Raw genomic sequence first — 21358 nt, forward strand, 5'->3', positions numbered from 1 at the left:
ACCCGCCCCCGGCGCTGGCTGGGCACCAGTCGGCCTGCTTATCACACGTGAATGTACTCCGCAGGTCACGCATGCTGCCACTCAATCAGCTTCACCACCACACAAAGTGAGGAACACCCGATTAAATACAAAACGACAGCCGCTACATCGGCTGGATCGGCAGCGTGTCATCCGCACCGATGCGTTGGTGGTCAGCAGCTTGAATCGCCTGAGTTCGCGATTGCATCGTTTCCACGCAAGATTTCTATTTTCATATCTATGAAATTAAGTTAGTGATTTTCAGGTTATTGCCGGAGATCAAAATGCCATTGCCTCTTGAACTTCAGTCCGCTTGGCGAGCCAATGCGCGAAGGACAGCCATCGACGTGCCGCTTTCCCCGGCAGAAAGTGTAGACGTCGTCATCGTCGGAGCAGGCTTTTTGGGGTTGTCGGCCGCGCTTGATCTGGCGCGGCAGGGCAAGAGAGTGAGGGTGCTCGAGGCGAAGGCCGTGGGCGAAGGTGCGTCCGGCTTGAACGGCGGCCAGGTCATTCCAGGATTGAAATATGATCCGGATTGGCTGCTTGAGAATTTTGGGGAGGCGCGGGGACAGACTTTGATCGCGTTTGCGGCCTCGACGGCGGATTGTGTCTTCGATCTCATTAGTCGAGAGCTTCTCGACGTTCCCCGGGTTCGAAATGGTTGGATCCAGGCCGCCCACACCGAAAAGGCACTTGCAGCTGCGCGACGGCGCGATGCGCAATGGCGCGCCCGAGGAGCCGATGTGCGCATGTTGGACGCACGCGAGATCGAATCCCTGACTGGCGCACGCGGCTATCTCGGCGGCTGGCTCGATGGTCGCGCTGGCATCATCAATCCGTTATCCTTCGTCAGCGAGTTGGCGGCGGCCGCTGCTAAGGCAGGTGTTCAGATCGCCGAACGCACGAAGGTGCGGTCAGTCAGGCAGGAAAATGGCGGCTGGGTCGTTCAGGTGGCCGATGGCCGATCCGTAAGATCGCGGTTCGTCATCATCGCCACCAATGCCTATAGCGACCAACTTGTGCCGGGCCTTGCCCGTTCCATCGTGCCGCTGCACTCATTTCAGATCGCGACGGACCCGCTGCCAGACCATTTGCGGCGGATCATTTTGCCCGACGAACAAGCCGTCTCCGATTCCCGCAGAATCCTCGTCTACTATCGCAAGAGTGCGGACGGGAGGCTTGTGCTCGGCGGCCGGGGGCGCATGGCGGAGCCAAAAAGCAAGAGCGATTGGAAGCATCTGGAGCGTGCGATGCGGCGTCTTTATCCCGAGCTTGCCGACATTCCGATTGCCAGGCGCTGGTTTGGCCGGGTTGCGATGACGCCCGATCACTTGCCGCACATCCATGAGCCGGAGCCCGGATTGCTGACCGTCGTCGGTTGCCAGGGGCGCGGCGTCGGCGTGATGACAGCGCTCGGCCAGAGGTTTGCCCGCTACATCGACACCGGAGATCGCGCCGTGCTGCCTTTTCCCGTCACCCCCATCCGGCCTATCCCTCTTCACGCGTTCCGGCAGGTCGGTGTCGCCGCGACGATTGCCTGGTATCGGCTACTGGATGCTCTCGAAAAATGAGCATGGAATATCACGCTTGACATTTTTCATAAAAATGAAAAATATAAACCAGATTTCATTTTATTGCAGGCCGCACCATGATCAATGAAGGCGTTCCGTCTCGAATATTCGACAGGACACGGATCTTCCGCGGCGCCATGCTATCGCCAGGCGCGATAGTAACCTTCGTGCTGGTGCTCTTTGCCGTCAGCCTTGTGGTGTTCCTGTCGTTTCGTATCAATGATGGTTCGTTGTTGGGTGCCGGCATCTCCGTGCAGAACTTCGCCACTGTCATTTCGGATCCGCTCTACGGGCTCGTAGTGTTGCGGTCGTTGACGATCGCTGGGCTCGTGACGCTTGCAACGGTCGTGACAGCCTATCCGGTCGCCTATTATCTCGCGTTTTATGCCGGCCAGCGCCGCAGCCTGATCCTCTTCCTCGTTACGCTGCCGTTCTGGACGAGTTATCTGCTGCGCGTGTTCGCCTGGAAAATCGTGCTTGCCTACAATGGCGTGCTGAATTCGGCGTTGATGCTCTCCGGTCTTTCGTCCGAGCCGTCAACATTGTTTCTGAATACCCCGTCGGCCGTGGTGCTGACGCTTGCCCACGCCTATGCCCCCTTTGCCATCCTGCCGATCTTCGTCGCGCTCCAGACCATCCCCAGATCGTTAGTGGAGGCGGCGGCGGATCTCGGAGCGCGGCCGTTCACGACATTTCGGCGAGTCATATTGCCCAATTCCATGCCGGGGGTACTGTCGGCGGCCGTCGTCGTCTTTGTGCCGACAGTCGGGGACTACGTCACGCCGGCTCTGATCGGCGGGCCGACAAGCACGATGATCGGCTCTTTGGTGCAGGCGCAGTTCGGGAAGGCTAATGACTGGCCGTTCGGCGCCGCTCTGGCGGTTATGGTCATGCTGGTCATTCTTGCCGTGGTTCTCGTTGTCCGCCAGGCGGACCGCCTATTTGGGAGCCGGACATGAAGCGCCGGCAAATGAACGCTGCAAGAGGCGGATGGCTACGTTGGTATGTCGGGCTTTACCTGGTCTTCCTGTATTTGCCGGTCGCGCTGATACCGCTCTTTTCTTTCAACGATTCCATACAGGCCGCCTTTCCGCTGAAGGGTTTCACCTTCGCCTGGTATGAAACATTGATCGGAAACGAGACACTGACTGGCGCGCTCATGACCAGCATCTCGATCGGTCTCGCGGCGGCAGTTATCGCTACTCTTTGCGGCATCACCATCTCATATATGGATACGCAGGTTCGTTCTCCCTTCGCCAAGCTTATCTCCGGTATCGCTCGCCTGCCGATCCTCATTCCCGGCGTGGTGGTCGGCATTTCGCTGCTGATCCTCGTGAACCTGCTGGGCTTTGGTCCCTCGCGGCTCGCGATCGTGCTCGGCCATGCTCTCGTCTGCCTGCCGACCACGGTCATCATCATGCGCGGCCGTTTCGCGTCCATTCCGCGCAGCATTCCCGAGGCCGCCGAGGATCTCGGGGCAGGGGAGTTGATCATTTTCCGGCGCATCATGCTGCCTCTGGCGCTACCAGCCATCGGCTCGGCCTTTATGCTCGCCTTTCTCACCTCGTTCGACGAATTCATCGTGGCTTTTTTTCTGGCCGGCACGCAGCCGACCCTTCCACTCTACATCTGGAGCCAACTGCGGTTTCCAAAATCGCTTCCGACAGTGATGGCTCTCGGAACGGTCATTCTCGCGGTGTCGATCATCATTGCCGGATGCGCCGAGCTTTTGCGGCAGCGCGGGCTTTCGCGTTCTACGTCTTCCAGTGCCTGAAATGAGAAAAATCACAAGAGGAACTGCCATGAAACATGATCATCGAGGAAGTTTCGCCAGAGGTGCATCGCGCGCCCTCACGGCTGTGGCCCTTTCGCTGTCGCTTGGCCTGCCGGCCTTGGCTGCCGATAAACTCACCTACTTCACCTGGTCGGGCTATGAGCTTCCCGACTTTCACAAGACATTCACTGCGGCCCATCCCGACGGCGTCGACATCTCCGTCTTCGGCGACGACGACGATGCCTTTACCAAGGTGAAGGCCGGGTTCCACCCGGATCTTGCACATCCTTGCTATGACAAGATTGCCCGCTGGAACAAGGAAGGCTTGCTGCAGCCGATCGATACCGCCAAGATCAAGAATTGGGACAAGATCTTCCCGGTCTTCCGCAACCTGCCGGATATTCAGGCCGGCGCGGGCAAGGTCTGGATGGTTCCTTGGGATTGGGGCAACACCTCTGTGCTCTATCGCACCGACCTCGTGAAGAACCCTGAACAGAGCTGGAACCTGTTGTGGGACAAGCAGTATGCCGGCCGCATCGCAACGATCGATGCCGTGCACGATACGCCGGTCGTCGCCGCGCTCTTGGCCGGCGTCAGCCCCTTCGATATGACGCAGGAACAACTGGGCAAGGTTGCAGACAAGCTGCGTGAGCAGCGTCCGCTCGTCTCGGCCTATACGACCGACATGACCTCCGTCGAACAATCGCTCGCAAGCGGCCAGTTAGTTGCGGCGATGACCTGGAACGCATCCGCAGTCGCATTGAAGAAGCAGGGCGTGCCGGTGGAATTCATGAAGCCGAAGGAAGGCATGCTCACCTGGGCCTGCGGCTTCGTCATGCTCAAGGACGCGAAGAATACCGATCTTGCCTATGACTTCATCAATAGCCGACTTGAGGCGGAATCGGGCAAGGCACTCATCGAAAATTACGGCTATGGTGCGTCGACTACATCCGCCTTTGCTGCTGTTCCAAAGGACGAGTTGGAGAACTTGCAGCTCCCGCCGGATCCTGAAACCATGCTGAAATCGACCGTCTTTACCGGCCCGATGAAGCAGAACGACGATCTTGCCAAAATGTTTGAGAAGGTTAAGGCAGGCGGCTGAGCCTGCTATTCTTGGCCCGGATGCGATTGTCCGGGCCATTTCCAATATTTGAATATGGAGAGCCGATGGACGCGGACGAATTGACGAGCAGGGCGGAGCGTGAGGCGGATGAGGCCGATGTCCGCGTAGGCCGGCGCGTGCGGGCCTTGCGGCTCGAAAAGAACCTGTCGCTGGCGGATCTTGCGTCCAGAGCAGGAATATCGATCGGAGCGCTTAGCCAGATCGAACGCGGTATGTCATCGCTGCGCGTGCGTGTCATCTGGCCGCTGGCCGCAGCACTCGACGTGGAGCCGTCAGCGCTGATCGCCGACGGCAGTGAGCCCGTGAACGACCTCTACTGCGTGCGGGCAACCAGCCGTCGTCCCTTGCCGGTCCATTCGGAAGGGATTACCAAGGATCTTCTGTCGCCTCCCGGTGCATCCCTGACCGGCATGGTCGTCACCGTCGAGCCCGGTGGCGGCACGGATGCCTATGCCCACAGCGGCCACGAATTCGGTATCGTCACGACCGGCGAGGCCGAACTGGTAGTTGATTCCACGCGATATCTGCTGAAGACCGGCGACAGTTTCGCTTTCAAGAGCACCTTGCTGCATTCTTTCCGCAATCCCGGCACGGAACGCTGCACCATCGTATGGGTGAATACGACGAAGCCTTCGGAGGCGCGTGATGGCGACTGATGCCTTGCTTCGCCTGGAGAAGGTCTCCAAGCATTTCGCAGGCGGCATTGTCGGCCTGAATAATATCGACCTTTCGATTGCCGAAGGAGAGTTCCTGAGCCTTCTCGGTCCTTCGGGCTGCGGCAAGACCACCACGCTGCGTGTCATCGCGGGCTTCGAAGCTCCGACCGAGGGAGAGGTTCGGCTCGACGGAAGAGACATTACGCTCCTTCGCGCGTTCGACCGTCCGGTCAACACGGTGTTCCAGGACTATGCGCTTTTCCCGCACATGTCTGTTGCCGAAAATGTCGGCTTCGGCCTGTCGCTCCGAAAGATTGCCGGCCCCGAGCGCCGTAAGCGCGTTTCCGCAGCGCTCGACATGGTTGGCCTGGCCGACAAGATCAATCAGCGCGTTCAGGCGCTTTCCGGCGGTCAGCGTCAGCGCGTAGCGCTTGCAAGAGCGATCGTCTGCGAACCACGCGTTCTTCTTCTCGACGAGCCTCTTTCCGCGCTCGACGCGCATCTGCGTGAGCAAATGCAGGTGGAGTTGAAACGGTTGCAGCGGGAGTTGGGCACGACATTCGTGATGGTCACGCATGACCAGACCGAGGCTCTGTCGATATCCGATCGCATCGTCGTCATGAACAAGGCTGCTATTGAGCAGATCGCCTCGCCATCAGTGCTTTATGATCAGCCGGCGACGACCTTCGTTGCAGGATTCATCGGGACGATGAACCTGCTGAATGCACGCCTGGTCAGCCGCGAAACGGGGACACTGCGCTTCGCCGCCGGCGCTCTCTCCCTCGATATGCCGGCAACCGGAGCCATCGAGCTGCGGTCGGGCGATGGCGTGATCATAGGTGTTCGTCCTGAGGATATTCTGGTCTCGCACGAACGCAGCGAAGGTTCAGTCGGCGTCGCTGTGGAAGGCGTCGTTTTCCATGGGCGCAGTTTGCGAGTCCATCTTCTCGCCGAAGACAAATATAGCCTGACGGCCGACATACCCAGGCAATCAGCGCATGCCGCCTTGGCAACCGGCGACCGCTTCTTTGCCTCGCTCCGATCAGGCGCCTCTTGCCCGATACTTCCGGCCTGAGCCCACCAACGACAATGGAGAACACATGAACAATCACCTGAAATTCTTCATCGACGGTTCCTGGGTCGATCCCGTTGCCCCCAAGACGATTGAGGTCATCGATCCATCGACGGAGGAAGTCTATACCGCAATATCCGCCGGCTCGGCTGCAGACGTCGATAAAGCGGTCGCGGCGGCAAAGAGCGCCTTTGCGAGCTTTTCATTGACGTCCAAGGAAGAGCGTCTGGTGCTCCTAAAACGGATTCTCGAATGCTACAACGAGCGCTTCGAGGATATCGCTCAGGCAGTCAGCCAGGAAATGGGCGCGCCTCTTCCGTTCGCGCGGGATTCCCAGGCATGGGCCGGACGCGGACACATGGAAGCGACCATCGCCGCTTTCGAGGACTATCAGTTCACTGAAAAGCGCGGCTCAACCACTGTCATCAAGGAGCCGATCGGAGTCTGCGCGCTGATCACGCCGTGGAACTGGCCGCTGAACCAGATCGTTTGCAAGGTTGCGCCGGCGATCGCGGCAGGATGCACCGTGGTTTTGAAGCCCTCGGAAATCGCGCCGATCAGCGGCATCATCTTTGCGGAAGTGATGGCGGCGGCTGGAACGCCGAAGGGCGTCTTCAATCTGGTGAACGGCACCGGTCCCGATGTCGGGCAGGTCATGGCGGGGCATCCCGATGTTGACATGGTCTCGTTCACGGGTTCTACGCGCGCCGGTATCATCGTCGCCAAAACTGCCGCCGACACAGTCAAGCGTGTCGCTCAGGAACTTGGCGGCAAGTCGGCCAATATCATCCTGCCCGACGCGGATTTCGAGACAGCTGTGACCAAGGGCGTCCAGGGTTGCTTCAGCAATACCGGCCAGTCTTGCGATGCGCCGACCCGTATGCTGGTGCCGGCCGACCGTCATGAGGACGCTTTGGCAATCGCCGGGAAGGCTGCCGAGGCCTTCAAGACAGGCGATCCGCGCGCCGATGGCGTCGATCTTGGGCCAGTCGTCAGCCAGATCCAGTACGACAAGATCCAGCGGTTGATCGAAAGCGGCATCAGCGAGGGTGCGACCTTGGTAACGGGCGGCCTGGGCCGGCCGGAGGGATTGAACCGTGGCTATTATATCCGCCCGACGGTTTTCGGACACGTGACGCCCGAAATGACGATTGCGCGCGAGGAAATCTTCGGCCCGGTTCTGTCGATCATCTCCTACAAGGACGAGGAGGATGCCGTGCGCATTGCAAATGACACCGTGTACGGCCTTGCTGCCTATGTTCAATCGACGAACATCGATAACGCACGCGCCATCGCGAAACGCATGCGCGCCGGCTCGGTCTATCTCAACTATCCAGCCTGGGACACGTTCGCACCTTTCGGCGGCTACAAACAATCGGGAAATGGGCGTGAATATGCCGACTGGGCAATCCACGATTTCCTGGAAATAAAGGGTGTCGTCGGTTGGGCCTAACCGGGTGGCAGTCAGCGCGAGGCGCTGGATATCCTTCCGTCAAAGCTGATCGAGACGCAAATGCTTGTATTGCGCTTGTCCCCTTCGGACGTGGATTGTCCACATCATTCATCATATTAACGACGGTAGGCGGGCTTCAGCCAGGCATTGCTCGCGAATAGGCAGCCAGAATGAAGCGTTCGGCCTGGAATAGGTATTTTTCCAACGCGTCGGAGGCACTCGCCGGCGCCCCCTCCTCCAGATGCGCGAGAATAGTCGCGTTCTGGCCGACATAGGGAGCGTGCAGATATTCGGGATCGCGGATCAGCCCGAAGACGAGACGCAGCTCAAGCGAGATCTGCGCATAGAAGGCCGAAAGCCTGGGACTGTCGGCAAGCTCGACGATCGCGGCATGAAAGGCGATATCGGCGCTACCGACCTCCAGCCATTCGCCACGTTCACGATGCTGAACGGCAGCATCGATGGCGGCACGCATCTTGGCAACGCTGGGGTGACGGTGATGCGCATTGGCGAGTGCCGAACACTCGATCAGACGACGAATTTGGAAAATATCCATGATCGTCGAGATGCTCGGCGTGGAGACGAAGACGCCGCGATTGGCCTCATGGCGCAGCACGCCCTCTTTCGTCAACAGCCGGAAAACCTCGCGCAGCGTGTTGCGCGAGACCTGCAACTCCTCGCAAAGAGCCGCCTCGGATAGATGGCTGCCAGGCGAGAGCGTGCCGCTGATCACGCGCTCGCGGATGCGGGCGGCGGTCAGTTCCGCAACCGTCTGCCCTGTCTCCGCGACAATCGTCGGCTCGATGCTGGCAAGATTTGTCTGCTTCATTCGCTCTCCCGGCATCTGCACTCAATCGTCTCCGACGCCCGCTATATCAGGCACTTGCTGGAAACCGAGTGGTTATTCCGCGTGTCTGCGGCTATCGGCCTGTCAACGGCAAGGTCATAAGGACGATTTTGCGCAGATTTGCCCCCATTTTTGATTGGCAACACGAAAATTGTTGAACAATATAGACCATATTGTCGTTTGATGCTATCTCACGTCCTCACAAATATAACGGGAACGCAGACACAGATGTTCATGAGACGCCTGTTTTGTAGAAAAACATCGCCTGCCTTTGTCAGGCTGCAACGGGTGTCGGCATGAGCGTGCAGCGGTCCGATCTCTGCGAATGCTCCTGCATCATCGATGCAAGGAACAACACGGCTATCATCTCGGATGCCATGACCGATCTTCCCAATGCCGAGGTAAGCGCATGACCACGCCCGCAGACGACAACAAACCGCTTCTGTCCGTAACGGATCTAACTGTTCGGTTCGGCGAAAATCGCGTGGTCGAAGGGCTTTCCTTTTCGGTCGAGCCGGGGCGAACGCTCGCAGTCGTCGGTGAATCCGGCTCCGGCAAATCGGTGACATCGCTTTCCATCATGCGCCTTGCCGACATGATGGGCGCGCGCTTCGAGACAGGCACTATCCTCTTCAACGGCAAGGACATTCTGAAACTCTCGCAGAAGGAGATGCGCGCCGTTCGCGGCAAGGAGATCGCCATGATCTTCCAAGAGCCGATGACCTCGCTCAATCCGGTCTTCACTATCGGCGACCAGATCTGCGAGATCCTTCTCCTTCATGAGAAGATCGGCAAATCCGCTGCCATGGCGGCGGCGCAGCGCCTGCTGGAAATGGTGCGCCTGCCGGATGCGCAGGCGCTCTTGAACCGCTATCCGCACCAGCTTTCCGGCGGCATGCGCCAGCGCGTCATGATCGCCATGGCGCTTGCCTGCCGCCCGAAGCTGCTGATCGCCGACGAGCCGACCACCGCGCTCGACGTGACGATCCAGGCACAGATCCTCAACATCATGCGGGACCTGCAGAAGGATCTCGGCATGGGCATGATCTTCATCACTCACGACATGGGCGTGGTTGCCGAAATGGCTGATGATGTCGTGGTCATGTGGAAGGGCAAGAAGGTTGAGGAAGGCCCGGTTCGTGAGATATTCGCCAATCCCAAGCACCCCTATACGAAGGCGCTTCTCGCCGCAGTGCCGAAGCTTGGCAGCATGACCGGCCAGGATTTTCCGAAGCGCATGCCGCTGACCGTTCTCGACGGCGGCGAGCCGAAGATCGTTGGTGAGGAACGGATCCAGAATACCGCCCGCTACGACCAGCAGCCGCTCCTGTCCGTGCGCGACCTCTTCGTGCGCTTCGATATCAAAAAGAATATATTCGGCAAGGTCACGCATCGCTGTAGTGCCGTCCAAAAGGTCGCTTTCGATATTCATCCCGGTGAAACCTTGGCCCTTGTCGGCGAATCCGGCTCCGGCAAGTCGACGATTGGCCGCACCATCCAGCAGTTGCAGAAAGCGCGCTCGGGCGAAATCACCTTCAACGGCAAGAGTTTTGCCGCCATGTCGGCGCTGGAGCGATTCCGGCTTCGCCGTGACGTGCAGTATATTTTCCAGGATCCCTTTGCTTCGCTCGACCCGCGCAAGACAGTTGGCTTCTCGATTGCGGAACCGATCAACACCCATGGCATCATATCCGGATCAAAGGCGGTACGCCGCAGGGTAGACGAGCTTCTGGAGCGCGTCAGCCTGACGTCAGCCCATGCCGATCGCTATCCGCATGAGTTTTCCGGCGGCCAGCGGCAGCGCGTCTGCATTGCCCGTGCGCTTGCCTCCGATCCGAAGCTCATCATTGCCGATGAGGCGCTTTCTGCCCTCGACGTGTCGATCCAAGCCCAGATTATCAACCTGCTTATGGACCTGCAGGCCGAACGCGGGCTCGCCTATCTGTTTATCAGCCATGATATGGCCGTCGTGGAGAAGATCAGCCACCGCGTCGCCGTTCTCTATCTCGGCCAGATCATGGAAATAGGCAGTCGCCGGCAGGTCTTCGAAACACCCATGCATGCCTATACGCAACGCCTGATTTCAGCCGTGCCGATCGCCGATCCGACGCAGGAGCGCCGAACCGCCCTGTTGGAAGGCGAGATCCCCAATCCCGTCCGCCGGGTCGGCGACGAGCCGCCGATCCTGGCTCACGAGGAAATCACCTCAGGCCATTTCATCGCCAAGAGCGCCTGAACGACCGCAAACCGCAATATCGATCTGAAGAGGAAACAGGTTCAATGAAAAAAATGAAATGGGGACTGAAGACCGCTCTCACAGCACTTGTCATGTCGGGCGTCGCGATCAGCGCCGCTCCGGCTTTCGCGGCGGGCAAGCTGACGGTTTCGTCGTCGCAGGATCCGGGCAGCTGGGATCCGATCGACACCTTCCTGGTGGCATGGGCCGCCGTTTCGACCAACATTTTCGACGGGCTCACCTATCGCGGCCCCGATCTCAAGCTGGTGCCCGGTCTTGCCGAATCCTGGGAGGAACTGGATCAAGGCAAGCGCATCCGCTTCAAGCTGCGTCATAACGTCAAGTTCCATGACGGCGAGCCCTTCAATGCCGAAGCGGTGAAGTTCACCTTCGACCGCCTGCTGGGCGAACAGGGCGCCAAGGGACCGCAGCGCTCGAATTACACCGCGATCGAAAGCGTTGACATCATCGACGACTATACGGTCGACATGAAGCTGAAGACGCCCGATCCGGTGCTTTTGACGAAGCTCGCCGGCTACGGCGCGATGATCGTTCCGCCAAAATACATCAAGGAAAAGGGTGAGGATTACTTCAACCTCAATCCGGTCGGCACCGGCGCCTTCAAGTTCGTTTCCTATACGCCGAAGGTGAACATCAAGCTCGAAGCCAATCCTGATTACTGGGGCGGCGCGCCGAAGCTTTCGGAGCTCGAATACCGCTTCATCGGCGAGCCGGCGACGGCGGTTGCCGAGCTTCAGGCAGGCCGCGTCGATATCGTCATTCCGCCGACCATCCCAATCGGCATGCTTCCGGTCATCCAAGGCGATTCCAAGCTCGAAATCGCCAGCGTTCCCGGCCCGACGGTCGATGCATTGCGCTTCAACACCCGCGACGGCATCACGGCCGATCCGCGCGTGCGTAAGGCCATCATCATGGCCGTCGACCGCGACACGATCGTCAAGTCGATCCTCGCAGGCCAGGGAACCGAGATCGTCAGCTTCCAGAACTCACTGTCCTTCGGCTACGATCCCGACCTGAAGCCGCTTCCCTATGATCCCGCAGGCGCCAAGAAGCTGCTTGCCGAAGCCGGCGTGAAGCCGGGCGCTGCATTGCAGATCGACATTCGGGGCAATGACGCGACGATGAACGAGGTGGCGCAGGTCGTGGCAAGCTATCTGCAGATGGTCGGCCTCACCGCAACCATCAAGCCGTATGAAACCAACGTTCTGCTCAACGACATTATCCCGCAGGGCAAGACCGGCGCGATGTTCCAGCAGAAGTGGGGCGGCTGGACCTTCGACTACGACAACACCGCCTATTCGATGTATCACTCCGGCGAAAAGTGGAATCCGTATGAAAAGGATGCCGCTCTGGACAAGCTGTTGGAATCGCAACGCCCGCTCACCGATCGCGCCGAGCGCGAAAAGGTGCTGAAGGACATCGGCAAGTATGTCGCCGACAAGGCGCTCGAACTGCCGCTCTACAACAGCAATGCAATCTACGGCGTAAGCAAGCGGGTCAAGGGCTTCGTGCCCGCACCCGATACCCGCATCAAGTTGAACGAAGTCACCGTCGACTAATCATCAAGCAGACGCCGCCGGCCCGGCCGGCGGCGTCATCCGAAAGCTCTCGGGGTAAGAACGTGGCCGGTTTTCTCATCAAGCGATTGCTGCAGGCGATTTTCGTTGTAGTCGCCATCACTCTTCTCGTTTCCTTCGCTATCCGCCTCACCGGCGACCCTGCCGTGACGATGTTTCAGGGCGGTGGCAGCATGACCGAGGACGACCTGGCCCGTATCCGCACAGCCCTTGGCACGGATCAACCTTTCCTTGTGCAGTATTTCACTTTTCTGAAGGGGCTGCTGACGCTCAATTTCGGCCGCAGCTTCACCGGCGGCACGCCGGTTTCCCAGCTGATTGCCAATGCCTTGCCCGCGACGCTGCTGCTTGCTTTCATCTCCATGGTCGTGTCGATCGCGCTCTCCATCCCGCTCGGCATCAAGGCGGCGACGGCACGCGGCAAGACGGCGGATCAGATCATCCGCGTTCTCTCGCTGCTCGGCCTCTCCTTCCCGAACTTCTGGCTGGCGCTGATGATGGTGCTGTTGTTTTCCATCACGCTAGGCTGGCTGCCGCCAAGCGGCATGGTCGGGATTTCGAGCTACGTCATGCCGGCCGTGACGATGGGCGTTATCCTGACGGCAACGAATGTGCGCCTGGTGCGTACCGCCATGCTGGAGACGCTGCAGTCGCAATATATCATGGTCGCGCGGGCCAAGGGTCTTAGCGAAAGCAAGGTGCTGTACAAGCATGCGCTGCGCAATTGCGCGATACCACTCATCACCTATTTCGGCATCCAGTTCGGTGGGCTGCTCGGCGGCATCGTCGTCATCGAGCGCGTCTTCAACTGGCCCGGTCTCGGCACGCTGGCATTCGACGCCGTCGGTGCCCGCGACTACCCCGTCTTGCAAGGCGTGATCACCGTGCTGGCGCTGTTCATCGTCGGCGTCAATCTTCTCGTCGACATCGCCTATGGCCTCGTCGACCCACGTATCCGCACGGAGTAATGTTGATGGCCGCCACGATTTCACGCCGTTCGCGTTTCTACAGCTTCGAATTCATCGCTGGAGCCCTGATCACCGTCATCATCTGCCTTGCCGTGCTTCTCTCCGATGTGCTCTTTCCCGGCGGCGCCGAAAAAATCGATCTGATGGCAAGGCTTGCAAAACCCTTCGCTAGCCTCGCCCATCCCTTCGGCACAGACCCGCTCGGGCGCGATGTGCTGGCTCGCGTCGTCGCAGGTGGCAAGATATCGCTGACCGTCGGCCTCACCTCCGTGATCGGCGGCGTGGTTCTCGGGGTGCTGGTCGGCCTTGCCGCGGGTTACTATCGCGGCATCTGGGACATGCTGCTGATGCGCTTTGCCGATATTCAGCTCGCCATGCCCTTCATTCTGCTGGCGATCACCTTCATCGCCATCGTCGGCGGCAGTCTCACCAATACGATCATCCTCTTGATCGTCTCGCAATGGGTGCAATATGCACGCCTCGTGCGCGGTTCGGTGCTGAGCCTGCGCGAGCGGGAATTCATCCTCTCGGCACGGGCTATCGGCGTCAAAGACTGGCGCATCATCTTCCAGCATCTGCTGCCGAACCTCGTCGGCCCGGTGATCGTGCTGATGACGCTGAACATTGCCAACAACATCCTTCTGGAGAGCAGCCTCACCTTCCTTGGCATGGGTGTCGACCCGACAATTCCGAGCTGGGGCGGCATGCTGGCCGACGGACGAACCTATCTGCAGACAGCGTGGTGGGTCAGCCTCTTCCCTGGCCTTGCAATCCTTTTGACCGTGCTCGGTCTCAATCTCCTCGGCGACTGGCTGCGCGACAGCCTCGATCCGACCGGCAGAACGGCAAGGTAGGATATCATGACTATGATTTTCGAGAGACGTTTTCAGCGCACGCTGTCGCGCCTTGTTGCCGATGCCAAGCCTGGCCAGAACTTCGAAGCCTGGACCTTCGATGACAGAGAAAGCCGCCAGCAGGCAGAGCGCGAACTCAGGGAAAAGGGCGTGCAGGCCCGCTTCCGCAGCGCCTACAAGCCGCTGGTCAATGCCTTCATCGAGGAAATCGACCTGCATGATGTGAGTGCGATCGAGATCCGCTATCCGGTTCATCCCAACGCACCGGATAACCGCTTTCGCCTCGAAGCCTATCCGCTCGCTGCAATGGTGGGAAATCGCGAAATCACCTTTGTCGCAAGAGCCGACAGCGACTTTCATTATGACGTTCTGCTGAAAGGCAATGCCGGCCAGGAACGTCGATCGAAGGTGCTGGCGCCCAATCGCGTGCATGTCGACGCGGCCAAGGAAACCAGCGTTTCTCCGACCGGCTGGCTGATCCGAGATGGCGATGCGGCAGGCGAACGGCTCGCCACGGACTATGGGCAGCTCTTCGAGGAGACGATCAACGCGGTCACGCACTTCGACTGGGGCGCAAGCGAACCCTATTTCGAGGAACTGAACATTCGCGTTGCCCTGCCGGCGCTGGACGAGGCCTTGCCCATCGGCGACGAAGTCATGAGCCTTCGCGAGGCGCTGCATGAGGACTTCTATTTCTCGCTGCTCGAATTCTTTCAGAAAAAATCCGGCCGCCCGCTCGGCGACCGCGGCTTGAAGCCGGGTCAGATCGTTCCGCAGATCCTGCTCTCCTCCGGCGAGATTTCCGTCCGAGTAGGAACGCAGCCGCTGACGTCTCGCTATTGGGATGGAGCCGGACAGCAAATCGAGACGGCAACGGAACCTCTGGCCGTGCAGCAGATCGAGGCCGAGCTTGACGAGATTGGCGGCGAGGCATTTGAGGCCGTTACTCGCTCTGGCCGCACAATCAGAGCCCGCTATATCAAGGGCCGCGACGCGGCCGTGATGATCAGCGGCGGGCAGCACGCCAACGAGACGACCGGTGGGGCAGGAGCCCTGCGTGCGGCGCGTCGGCTTGCCAAGCTCGAAGGCGCGCATTTCACCATCTCGCCGCTGGAAAACCCGGATGGCTACGCCCTTCATCAGCGCCTGCGCCAGGACAGCCCGCGCCACATGTATCATGCCGCCCGCTACACCGCGCTCGGCGACGATCTCGAATATCGGACCGAAGAGACCGCCGGCCCCTATCTCTTTGAAAAGAAAATCCGCTTCCAGGCGGAAAGGCTGAGCGGAGCGGAGCTGCACGTCAACCTGCACGGCTACCCAGCCCATGAATGGACGCGCCCGCTTTCCGGCTACGTTCCGCGCAATTTCGCCATGTGGACGCTGCCGAAAGGCTTTTTCCTGATTGCCCGATATCATTCCGGCTGGGCCGCTCAGGCGGAGCAGCTTCTGGACAAAGTCACGAGGCATCTCGGCGCCATACCGGGTCTGCTGGATTACAACGACCGCCAGATCGCACTCTATGAAATCCATGCAGGCGAAACAGGCTTCCGCATCATCAATGGCTTCCCCTGCCTCGCCAATATCGACGATCGCCATACGGTGCCTATGACCTTGATCACCGAATATCCGGATGAGACCATTTATGGCGACGCATTCATCGCCGGCCATACCGCACAGATGGAAACGGTGCTTTCCGCCTACAGCGCCTGGCAGGAAATCATGGCTTCGAGCTAGTCCGTACGCGTCGAACGGAGCATATCGAGAAGCGCGGTCATGGCGCTCGTCGTATAGGCGTCCGATCGGCGTACGAAGAGCGTATCCACCATCGACCGTTCCGGCGAAAGCTCGTGGATCGCAACCCGGCCATCCCCGCAGGCGGCGGCGACAACACCCTTTGGCAGCAGCGTGACACCGACGCCCGCCGACACGCAGCTGATGATCGTGTCGAGGGAGCCGAATTCCAGCGGCTTCGATGTGATTATGCCCATATCGGCCAGAAGCGCCTCCAGCCGCTGCCGATAGGAACATCCGATCTGGAACACGATGGTCTTCAGATCGACAATGCCGGCCAGATCTTCTACTCCACGAATGGCGGGCGTTGTCACGAGAACAAGCTCCTCTTGAAAGATCACCTCGTGATCGAGATCGGGGTGGTTGACGGGACCCGCCACGAAGGCGCCCTCGACCCGGCATGAAACGACATCGTCGATAAGCCGGCGGGTCGTGCCTGTTGTCACGACAAGACGTACCTGTGGATAGGTCTTGGCGAATTGGCCGAGAAGCGGCGACAATCGCAATGCCGTGGTTGTCTCCAGGCTACCGAGGGAAAGCGTTCCGCCCGGCTCACCATCATCCTTGGCGGCGGTGCGGGCATCGGCCAGAAGCTTGGTGATGCGACCGACAAATGGCAGAATTCGTTGTCCCGCCGGCGTGGTCGACACGCCTCTTGCATGCCGCTGGAACAGGCTGACACCCAGCTCTTCTTCCAGCGCCCGGATCCGCGCCGTCACATTCGATTGAACCGTATGCAGCTCCTGCGCCGCCCGGTTCATGCTGCCGTGCCGCGATACCGCTTCGAATACCCTAAGATCGGATACGTCCATAGTTATCACCAATAGAGATAGCTGCTCTCATAATAATTCAGTTTTTATGATATAACGGGTGGCGTATTCTCTCAAGCACTGATCGCTGAGAGATTTCCCATGACCGACGCTGCTACGCACGAAACCGATCGGAACCATCATGATGCCCGGATGGCATGGCGTGCCATCCTGTCGGCATTCTGCGCTTGCCTGATCGGCATCGGCCTTGCCCGTTTCGCCTATACGCCGCTTCTGCCTGCCATCGTCGATGCCCACTGGTTCGAAGCTTCGGCAGCCGCCTATCTCGGTGCCGCAAATCTTTCCGGTTATCTGGTCGGCGCTCTACTCGGACGCCCGGTTGCTGCTCGTATTTCCAGTGTCCTGACGCTCAGGATCATGATGCTTGCCGCAACGGCAGCCTTCTTTGCCTGCGCCTTTCCTGTCAGCTTTCCATGGTTCTTCGCATGGCGTTTCACAGCCGGCATTGCCGGTGGCGCCCTGATGGTACTCGCGGCGCCGACCGTCCTGCCGCTGATCGCACCGTCTCGCCGAGGGCTTGCCAGCGGGGTGATCTTCATGGGCATCGGCGCCGGTGTTGCCCTATCGGGCACATTGGTTCCGCTGCTGCTGCAACAGGGGCTGCGCGAGACATGGCTTGGCCTCGGCGCCCTATCGCTGCTGCTCACCATCATTGCCTGGGCCGGATGGCCACACGCCGTCTCCGATCACCCCACCGCGTCCCACCATGCCACACATGTGCCAAAACGTTGGACGCTGCGCGCGCTCTACGTTGAATATGCGCTGAACGCCGCCGGCTGGGTTCCGCACATGATCTTCCTCGTGGATTTCGTTGCCCGCGGATTGGGAGAGGGCTTGCAGGTCGGCGCCGAATACTGGGTGCTGTTTGGCCTCGGCGCCACCATCGGCCCGCTCCTTGCCGGCCATCTGGCTGATCGCACGGGTTTTGCCGCAGCGCTGCGGTTCGCCTTTCTTCTCGAGGCTGTCGCAGTCGCCATTCCCGCCTTTGGCCTCGGGCAGGCTTGGCTCATCGCCTCGAGCCTGATCGTCGGCGCCTTCGTGACCGGCACGGTTCCCCTGATGCTCGGCAGGATCGCAGAACTGCCGCCGCACCATCCGGCGCAACAGAAAGTCGCCTGGAGCCTGGCAACCGTATTCTTCGCACTGTTTCAGGCAGCCGCCGCCTATGGACTTTCCTTCGTCTTCGCCCGAACCGGCGGAAACTACGGCATGCTCTTCTTGATCGGGGCCGGCGCCATGGTTCTTGCCCTGGCGATCGACCTCTCCGTCGCAGTGTTTATCCGCACCCCGCGGGAGCACGCCCAGGATCATGATTCATAACAGCAGGAGAATTAGACATGGCAGAACTTTTGACTGAGATTACCGGCAGCGAAAACATGGTGGGAGATGGCAGCGCCCTTGATGCGCTCATCGGCTTTTATCGCGCCTTCAATGCCGGCGACCTGGAAGCACTTGCCGCCAACTGGGCTGATGGCGACAGGCCAAGCATGGACAATCCGATCGGAGGCATCCGGCGCGGATGGCCGTCGATCCGCGAGGGCTATGCGAAGCTGTTTGGTGGGAAGGCGAAAGTCCGGGTCGCATTCCACGATTTTACCAGCCAGGGCGGCGATGACTGGCACCTGTTCGTCGGTCGAGAGAGAGGAAGCTGCGTCACGGCCGGCAGGAGTATCGAGCTTCGCATTCGCACCACGCGCTGGTTCACCCGGATCGACGGCGTCTGGCGTCAGCTTCACCATCACGGCTCCATAGAGGAACCTGCCCTGCTTGCCGCCTATCAGGAAATCATCTTCGGCGCGCCATTGGAGCGACCGGCGTAGAGATTGTCACGAGATTTGGCCTACGTTCCAGAATCGGTTGCTCGGTGTCGAAAAGCTGTGGCCCGACGATTGCGTGCTAATGCCCGGGTTCAGGCCGCAAAAGACAACCTTCACCCCGTTCTCGAGTATGTCGGGCTCATAATCGGCCATGTCGATCCGGCTCGAAAGATCGTCGATGCATCCGAGGAAATAAGTTTCGATCTCTTCGAGGACCTCGGCGGGCAAGGCGCCCGTTTCGGCAGATGATGGCACCTAATTTGAGATTTTTCAGCGCGACTTTGGCGCTTGGCGCCTTCCGGTTTGGCGATAACAATTTGTTATAATTAGTATTTTCGGATAAAGATTGGCCGTAGGCAGCCATCCTTCCTACGGCGGCGAATCTCACATTAAGTGCCAAAATCGAAGCCAGAATCTCAAATTAAGTGCGGCGCTGTCTCGTTGAAATTATTGCATGCGGAGTCTTGCGATTAAATGCAAAACGACACCTTGCATGATCGTCAACGATTGCGCTTCGACAGTGCCATCCCAACGCGACAACAACCTCTCAGGCTTTGGAAAACATCTTTCCGAAGCCTTTGACATGCGAGCAGTCGTAACCGATCGTCGCCAGCGCACCGTAGATGGCCGTCGCGACGCTGTCGTGGATTGCGATACCGTAAGCGGCTTCCAGCTTATCGACGAGAGGCGCTCCAGCCAGGTTGGTGCAGAAGACAGCGACCGAGTCCGGCTGCGAAGGAACCAGTTCGGCAACCATCCCAGCGATCGTTTCGGGACCAACCTGGCTAAAGCTGAAATTGTCCCGGATGCCCTGATGCCTTTCGCAGATAACCTCGATCCCCTCATTCGCGAATGATTCTATGATGGCAGCCTGCACATCGGACGTATAGGGCGAGGCGAGACCGATCCGGCTCTCCTTCCTCTGGTGCATGACATCGAACAGTGCAAGGACCGACGTCGACGCCTTTATGCCGGTCACCTCGGTAATACGCTCGCAAAGCCGACGATCGCTGTCCAGACCCAGCCATCCGGCACTGGTGCCATTCCAGACGATGACATCGACCTTCGCGTCGGCAAGCAGCTCTGCCGCCGTCATCATCGGGCGGTCGTCGAACTGGTTCAGCAGTGCGGCGTCAAGGCCGATTGCGGTAACTCGGAACCTCGAAAAATGCGCAGTCACGTCGGGCAGGTCCTTGAGCATCTGCGTGGTGACCGGTTCGAGGACCGTGTTGGATGAAGGGGTGAGCATTCCGATGCGAAGCGGGTTCACTGACGTGTCCTGAAGATGAGATGGGTCAAGCATGAATGGGTGGCCGGCCGAGCTTCGGCAAAACAGCCTCGAAGGCTGCGGCTGCGGACAGCACCTTGGCGTCACCGAGATGCTGGCCGACGATCTGCAGCCCGACGGGCAAGCCATCGACCAGGCCGCACGGCACGCTGGCCGCCGGCTGTCCCGTCAGATTGAAGGGTGATGTGAACGGGCACCATTCGTAAGGCGCTATGGTTTTGCCATCAATTGTCGAGGGACCATCCTGGTCCTTGGCGAAGGCGGTGACTGAAAGGGTTGGCGTCAAGATGAAATCATAATGGCTCATGACCTTGGCAATTTCGTCGGCAAAGGCCTTGCGCGCGGTAATCGCGTCCGTCGCGTCCTCGAACGGGCGTGATTCAGCCAGAAGAGCGGTCACCGCCTGCGAGACCGCTACCGGCTTGTCTTTTAGCAGCTTGCGCAAGCCGGTGAGGTCGGTCTCCAACGCCACCATTGCCTTGAATGTCGCATGCACGTCGATTTCGGGCGGAGCGCCAACGGTCAGTTGGAGACCACAGGCTTCAGCCAAAAGAGCGACGGCCTTGTCTGTCGCGTCCTTGAGGCCCTGCGCGATTGTCTGATCATGCCATGTTGGCCAGTAGAGAACCTTCGTGCCAGGGGGCAGCGGAGCAATATCGGTCCATGAAAGGTCTGCGCAGGGGATCGACCAGCGATCGCGCGGATCGGGACCAGCGATGACAGATAGCATGAGGGCGGCGTCAGCGACATCGCGCGCGATCGGTCCGATATGCTCGATCGACTCCCAGCCGGAGACCCCCGGAAGTGATACGTCGCGGCATCCCGGCCACAGCGGAACGCGCCCCATTGCGGCCTTGACACCGACAAGCCCCGAGAGGGCGGCCGGTAGTCGGACAGAACCGCCACCATCGCTTCCGATTGCGATGGGGCACACGCCGGCCGCGACAGCGGCGGCCGAACCTGCGCTGGAGCCGCCAGGAGAGCGATCCGTGTTCCATGGGTTTCCGGTTGCCGGAAACAGGAGATTATTGCCATGTGCCCCGAAGCCGAATTCGGAAACATTCGTCTTGCCGAGGATGATGGCATCGGCCGCCTTCAGTCGCTCGACGACGATGTCGTCTTCATCGGGAATATAGTCTGCATAGAGGTTGGAGCCGAACGTCGTCCTGAGACCCTTCGTCAGAACGAGGTCCTTGATGGCGACGGGTACACCCGCCAGCGGGCCGACCGGCTCGCCACGCACGATCCGCTGGTCCAACGCATCGGCGGTTTTATAGGCTTCCTCGCGGGCCAACGTTGCAAAGGCGTGGATAACAGACTCGACCTTGTCGAGCGCCGCAAACGCAGCATCAAGGACGGCGCGTGCCGATAGCGCTCCGGATGCGACCTGTTCAGCGATATGACGCGCTGTCATGGTTGGGTATTCATCGATAAGCATGGACCCCTCCTTGTGGGGAAA

18 protein-coding genes are annotated in these 21358 nt (G+C 59.6%); 14 read left to right on the forward strand and 4 right to left on the reverse strand.

The window, feature by feature from the left end:
- Positions 1-302 precede the first annotated feature (302 nt).
- The 7 genes from FHT29_RS23000 to FHT29_RS23030 all read left to right on the forward strand — a co-directional run bounded on the left by FHT29_RS23000 (position 303) and on the right by FHT29_RS23030 (position 7667).
- Positions 303-1589, forward strand: coding sequence for an FAD-dependent oxidoreductase (locus FHT29_RS23000; RefSeq protein ID WP_047557582.1), 1287 nt, complete (start codon positions 303-305; stop codon positions 1587-1589).
- 77 nt (positions 1590-1666) lie between these two features.
- The gene (locus FHT29_RS23005) at positions 1667-2548 is read left to right on the forward strand and encodes an ABC transporter permease (protein WP_112442495.1); all 882 of its coding nucleotides are present in this window, start codon (positions 1667-1669) and stop codon (positions 2546-2548) included.
- Positions 2545-3363, forward strand: a complete 819-nt coding sequence (locus FHT29_RS23010; RefSeq protein WP_052212245.1) for an ABC transporter permease — start codon at positions 2545-2547, stop codon at positions 3361-3363. Before FHT29_RS23005 ends, FHT29_RS23010 begins: the two co-directional genes overlap by 4 nt.
- Before the next feature lie 28 nt (positions 3364-3391).
- Positions 3392-4465 (forward strand): ABC transporter substrate-binding protein, encoded by a 1074-nt coding sequence (locus tag FHT29_RS23015; RefSeq protein ID WP_052212243.1) that lies wholly within the window; start codon positions 3392-3394, stop codon positions 4463-4465.
- Positions 4466-4530: 65 nt separating this feature from the next.
- Positions 4531-5142 carry a cupin domain-containing protein gene (locus tag FHT29_RS23020; protein ID WP_047557238.1) on the forward strand — a complete coding sequence of 204 codons (612 nt, stop codon included), beginning with the start codon at positions 4531-4533 and terminating at the stop codon, positions 5140-5142.
- The gene (locus tag FHT29_RS23025) at positions 5132-6217 is read left to right on the forward strand and encodes an ABC transporter ATP-binding protein (RefSeq protein WP_047557235.1); all 1086 of its coding nucleotides are present in this window, start codon (positions 5132-5134) and stop codon (positions 6215-6217) included. The genes FHT29_RS23020 and FHT29_RS23025 overlap by 11 nt, the downstream gene beginning before the upstream one ends.
- Before the next feature lie 25 nt (positions 6218-6242).
- Entirely contained in the window at positions 6243-7667 is a 1425-nt protein-coding gene (locus FHT29_RS23030; protein ID WP_047557231.1) for an aldehyde dehydrogenase family protein, read from the forward strand.
- A gap of 136 nt (positions 7668-7803) precedes the next feature.
- Here FHT29_RS23030 and FHT29_RS23035 read toward each other — a convergent pair whose 3' ends face one another.
- Positions 7804-8496 carry a GntR family transcriptional regulator gene (locus FHT29_RS23035; RefSeq protein ID WP_052212240.1) on the reverse strand — a complete coding sequence of 231 codons (693 nt, stop codon included), beginning with the start codon at positions 8494-8496 and terminating at the stop codon, positions 7804-7806.
- Positions 8497-8923: 427 nt separating this feature from the next.
- Here FHT29_RS23035 and FHT29_RS23040 point away from each other — a divergent pair, with 427 nt between their 5' ends.
- From FHT29_RS23040 to FHT29_RS23060, 5 genes are all read left to right on the forward strand, one after another.
- Positions 8924-10750 (forward strand): ABC transporter ATP-binding protein, encoded by a 1827-nt coding sequence (locus FHT29_RS23040; RefSeq protein WP_047557228.1) that lies wholly within the window; start codon positions 8924-8926, stop codon positions 10748-10750.
- Positions 10751-10794: 44 nt separating this feature from the next.
- The gene (locus tag FHT29_RS23045) at positions 10795-12330 is read left to right on the forward strand and encodes an ABC transporter substrate-binding protein (RefSeq protein ID WP_047557226.1); all 1536 of its coding nucleotides are present in this window, start codon (positions 10795-10797) and stop codon (positions 12328-12330) included.
- A gap of 62 nt (positions 12331-12392) precedes the next feature.
- Positions 12393-13316 (forward strand): ABC transporter permease, encoded by a 924-nt coding sequence (locus FHT29_RS23050; protein ID WP_047557222.1) that lies wholly within the window; start codon positions 12393-12395, stop codon positions 13314-13316.
- Between the two features lie 5 nt (positions 13317-13321).
- A complete protein-coding gene (locus tag FHT29_RS23055; protein WP_168600169.1) occupies positions 13322-14170 on the forward strand; it encodes an ABC transporter permease in 849 nt (282 codons plus the stop codon).
- A 6-nt stretch (positions 14171-14176) separates the two neighbouring features.
- Positions 14177-15907, forward strand: coding sequence for a M14 family metallopeptidase (locus FHT29_RS23060; protein ID WP_168600170.1), 1731 nt, complete (start codon positions 14177-14179; stop codon positions 15905-15907).
- Here the strand turns inward: FHT29_RS23060 and FHT29_RS23065 are convergent.
- On the reverse strand, positions 15904-16776 hold the full coding sequence (locus FHT29_RS23065; RefSeq protein ID WP_047557215.1) for a LysR family transcriptional regulator: 873 nt from the start codon (positions 16774-16776) through the stop codon (positions 15904-15906). The two genes, FHT29_RS23060 and FHT29_RS23065, sit on opposite strands and share 4 nt — an antisense overlap.
- Positions 16777-16875: 99 nt before the next feature.
- On the opposite strand from FHT29_RS23065, the gene FHT29_RS23070 reads away from it, so the two are divergent.
- Together FHT29_RS23070 and FHT29_RS23075 are read left to right on the forward strand one after the other, a co-directional pair.
- A complete protein-coding gene (locus tag FHT29_RS23070) occupies positions 16876-18114 on the forward strand; it encodes a YbfB/YjiJ family MFS transporter (RefSeq protein WP_168600171.1) in 1239 nt (412 codons plus the stop codon).
- 17 nt (positions 18115-18131) lie between these two features.
- Entirely contained in the window at positions 18132-18614 is a 483-nt protein-coding gene (locus FHT29_RS23075) for a nuclear transport factor 2 family protein (protein ID WP_092576368.1), read from the forward strand.
- A gap of 544 nt (positions 18615-19158) precedes the next feature.
- Here FHT29_RS23075 and FHT29_RS23080 read toward each other — a convergent pair.
- Positions 19159-19881 (reverse strand): Asp/Glu/hydantoin racemase, encoded by a 723-nt coding sequence (locus FHT29_RS23080; protein WP_245297599.1) that lies wholly within the window; start codon positions 19879-19881, stop codon positions 19159-19161.
- Positions 19882-19906: 25 nt separating this feature from the next.
- On the reverse strand, positions 19907-21337 hold the full coding sequence (locus FHT29_RS23085; protein ID WP_168600172.1) for an amidase: 1431 nt from the start codon (positions 21335-21337) through the stop codon (positions 19907-19909).
- Between the last annotated feature and the right edge of the window lie 21 nt (positions 21338-21358).

Origin of the sequence: Rhizobium sp. SG741 (assembly GCF_012275435.1) — a bacterium.
GTDB lineage: Bacteria > Pseudomonadota > Alphaproteobacteria > Rhizobiales > Rhizobiaceae > Rhizobium > Rhizobium lusitanum.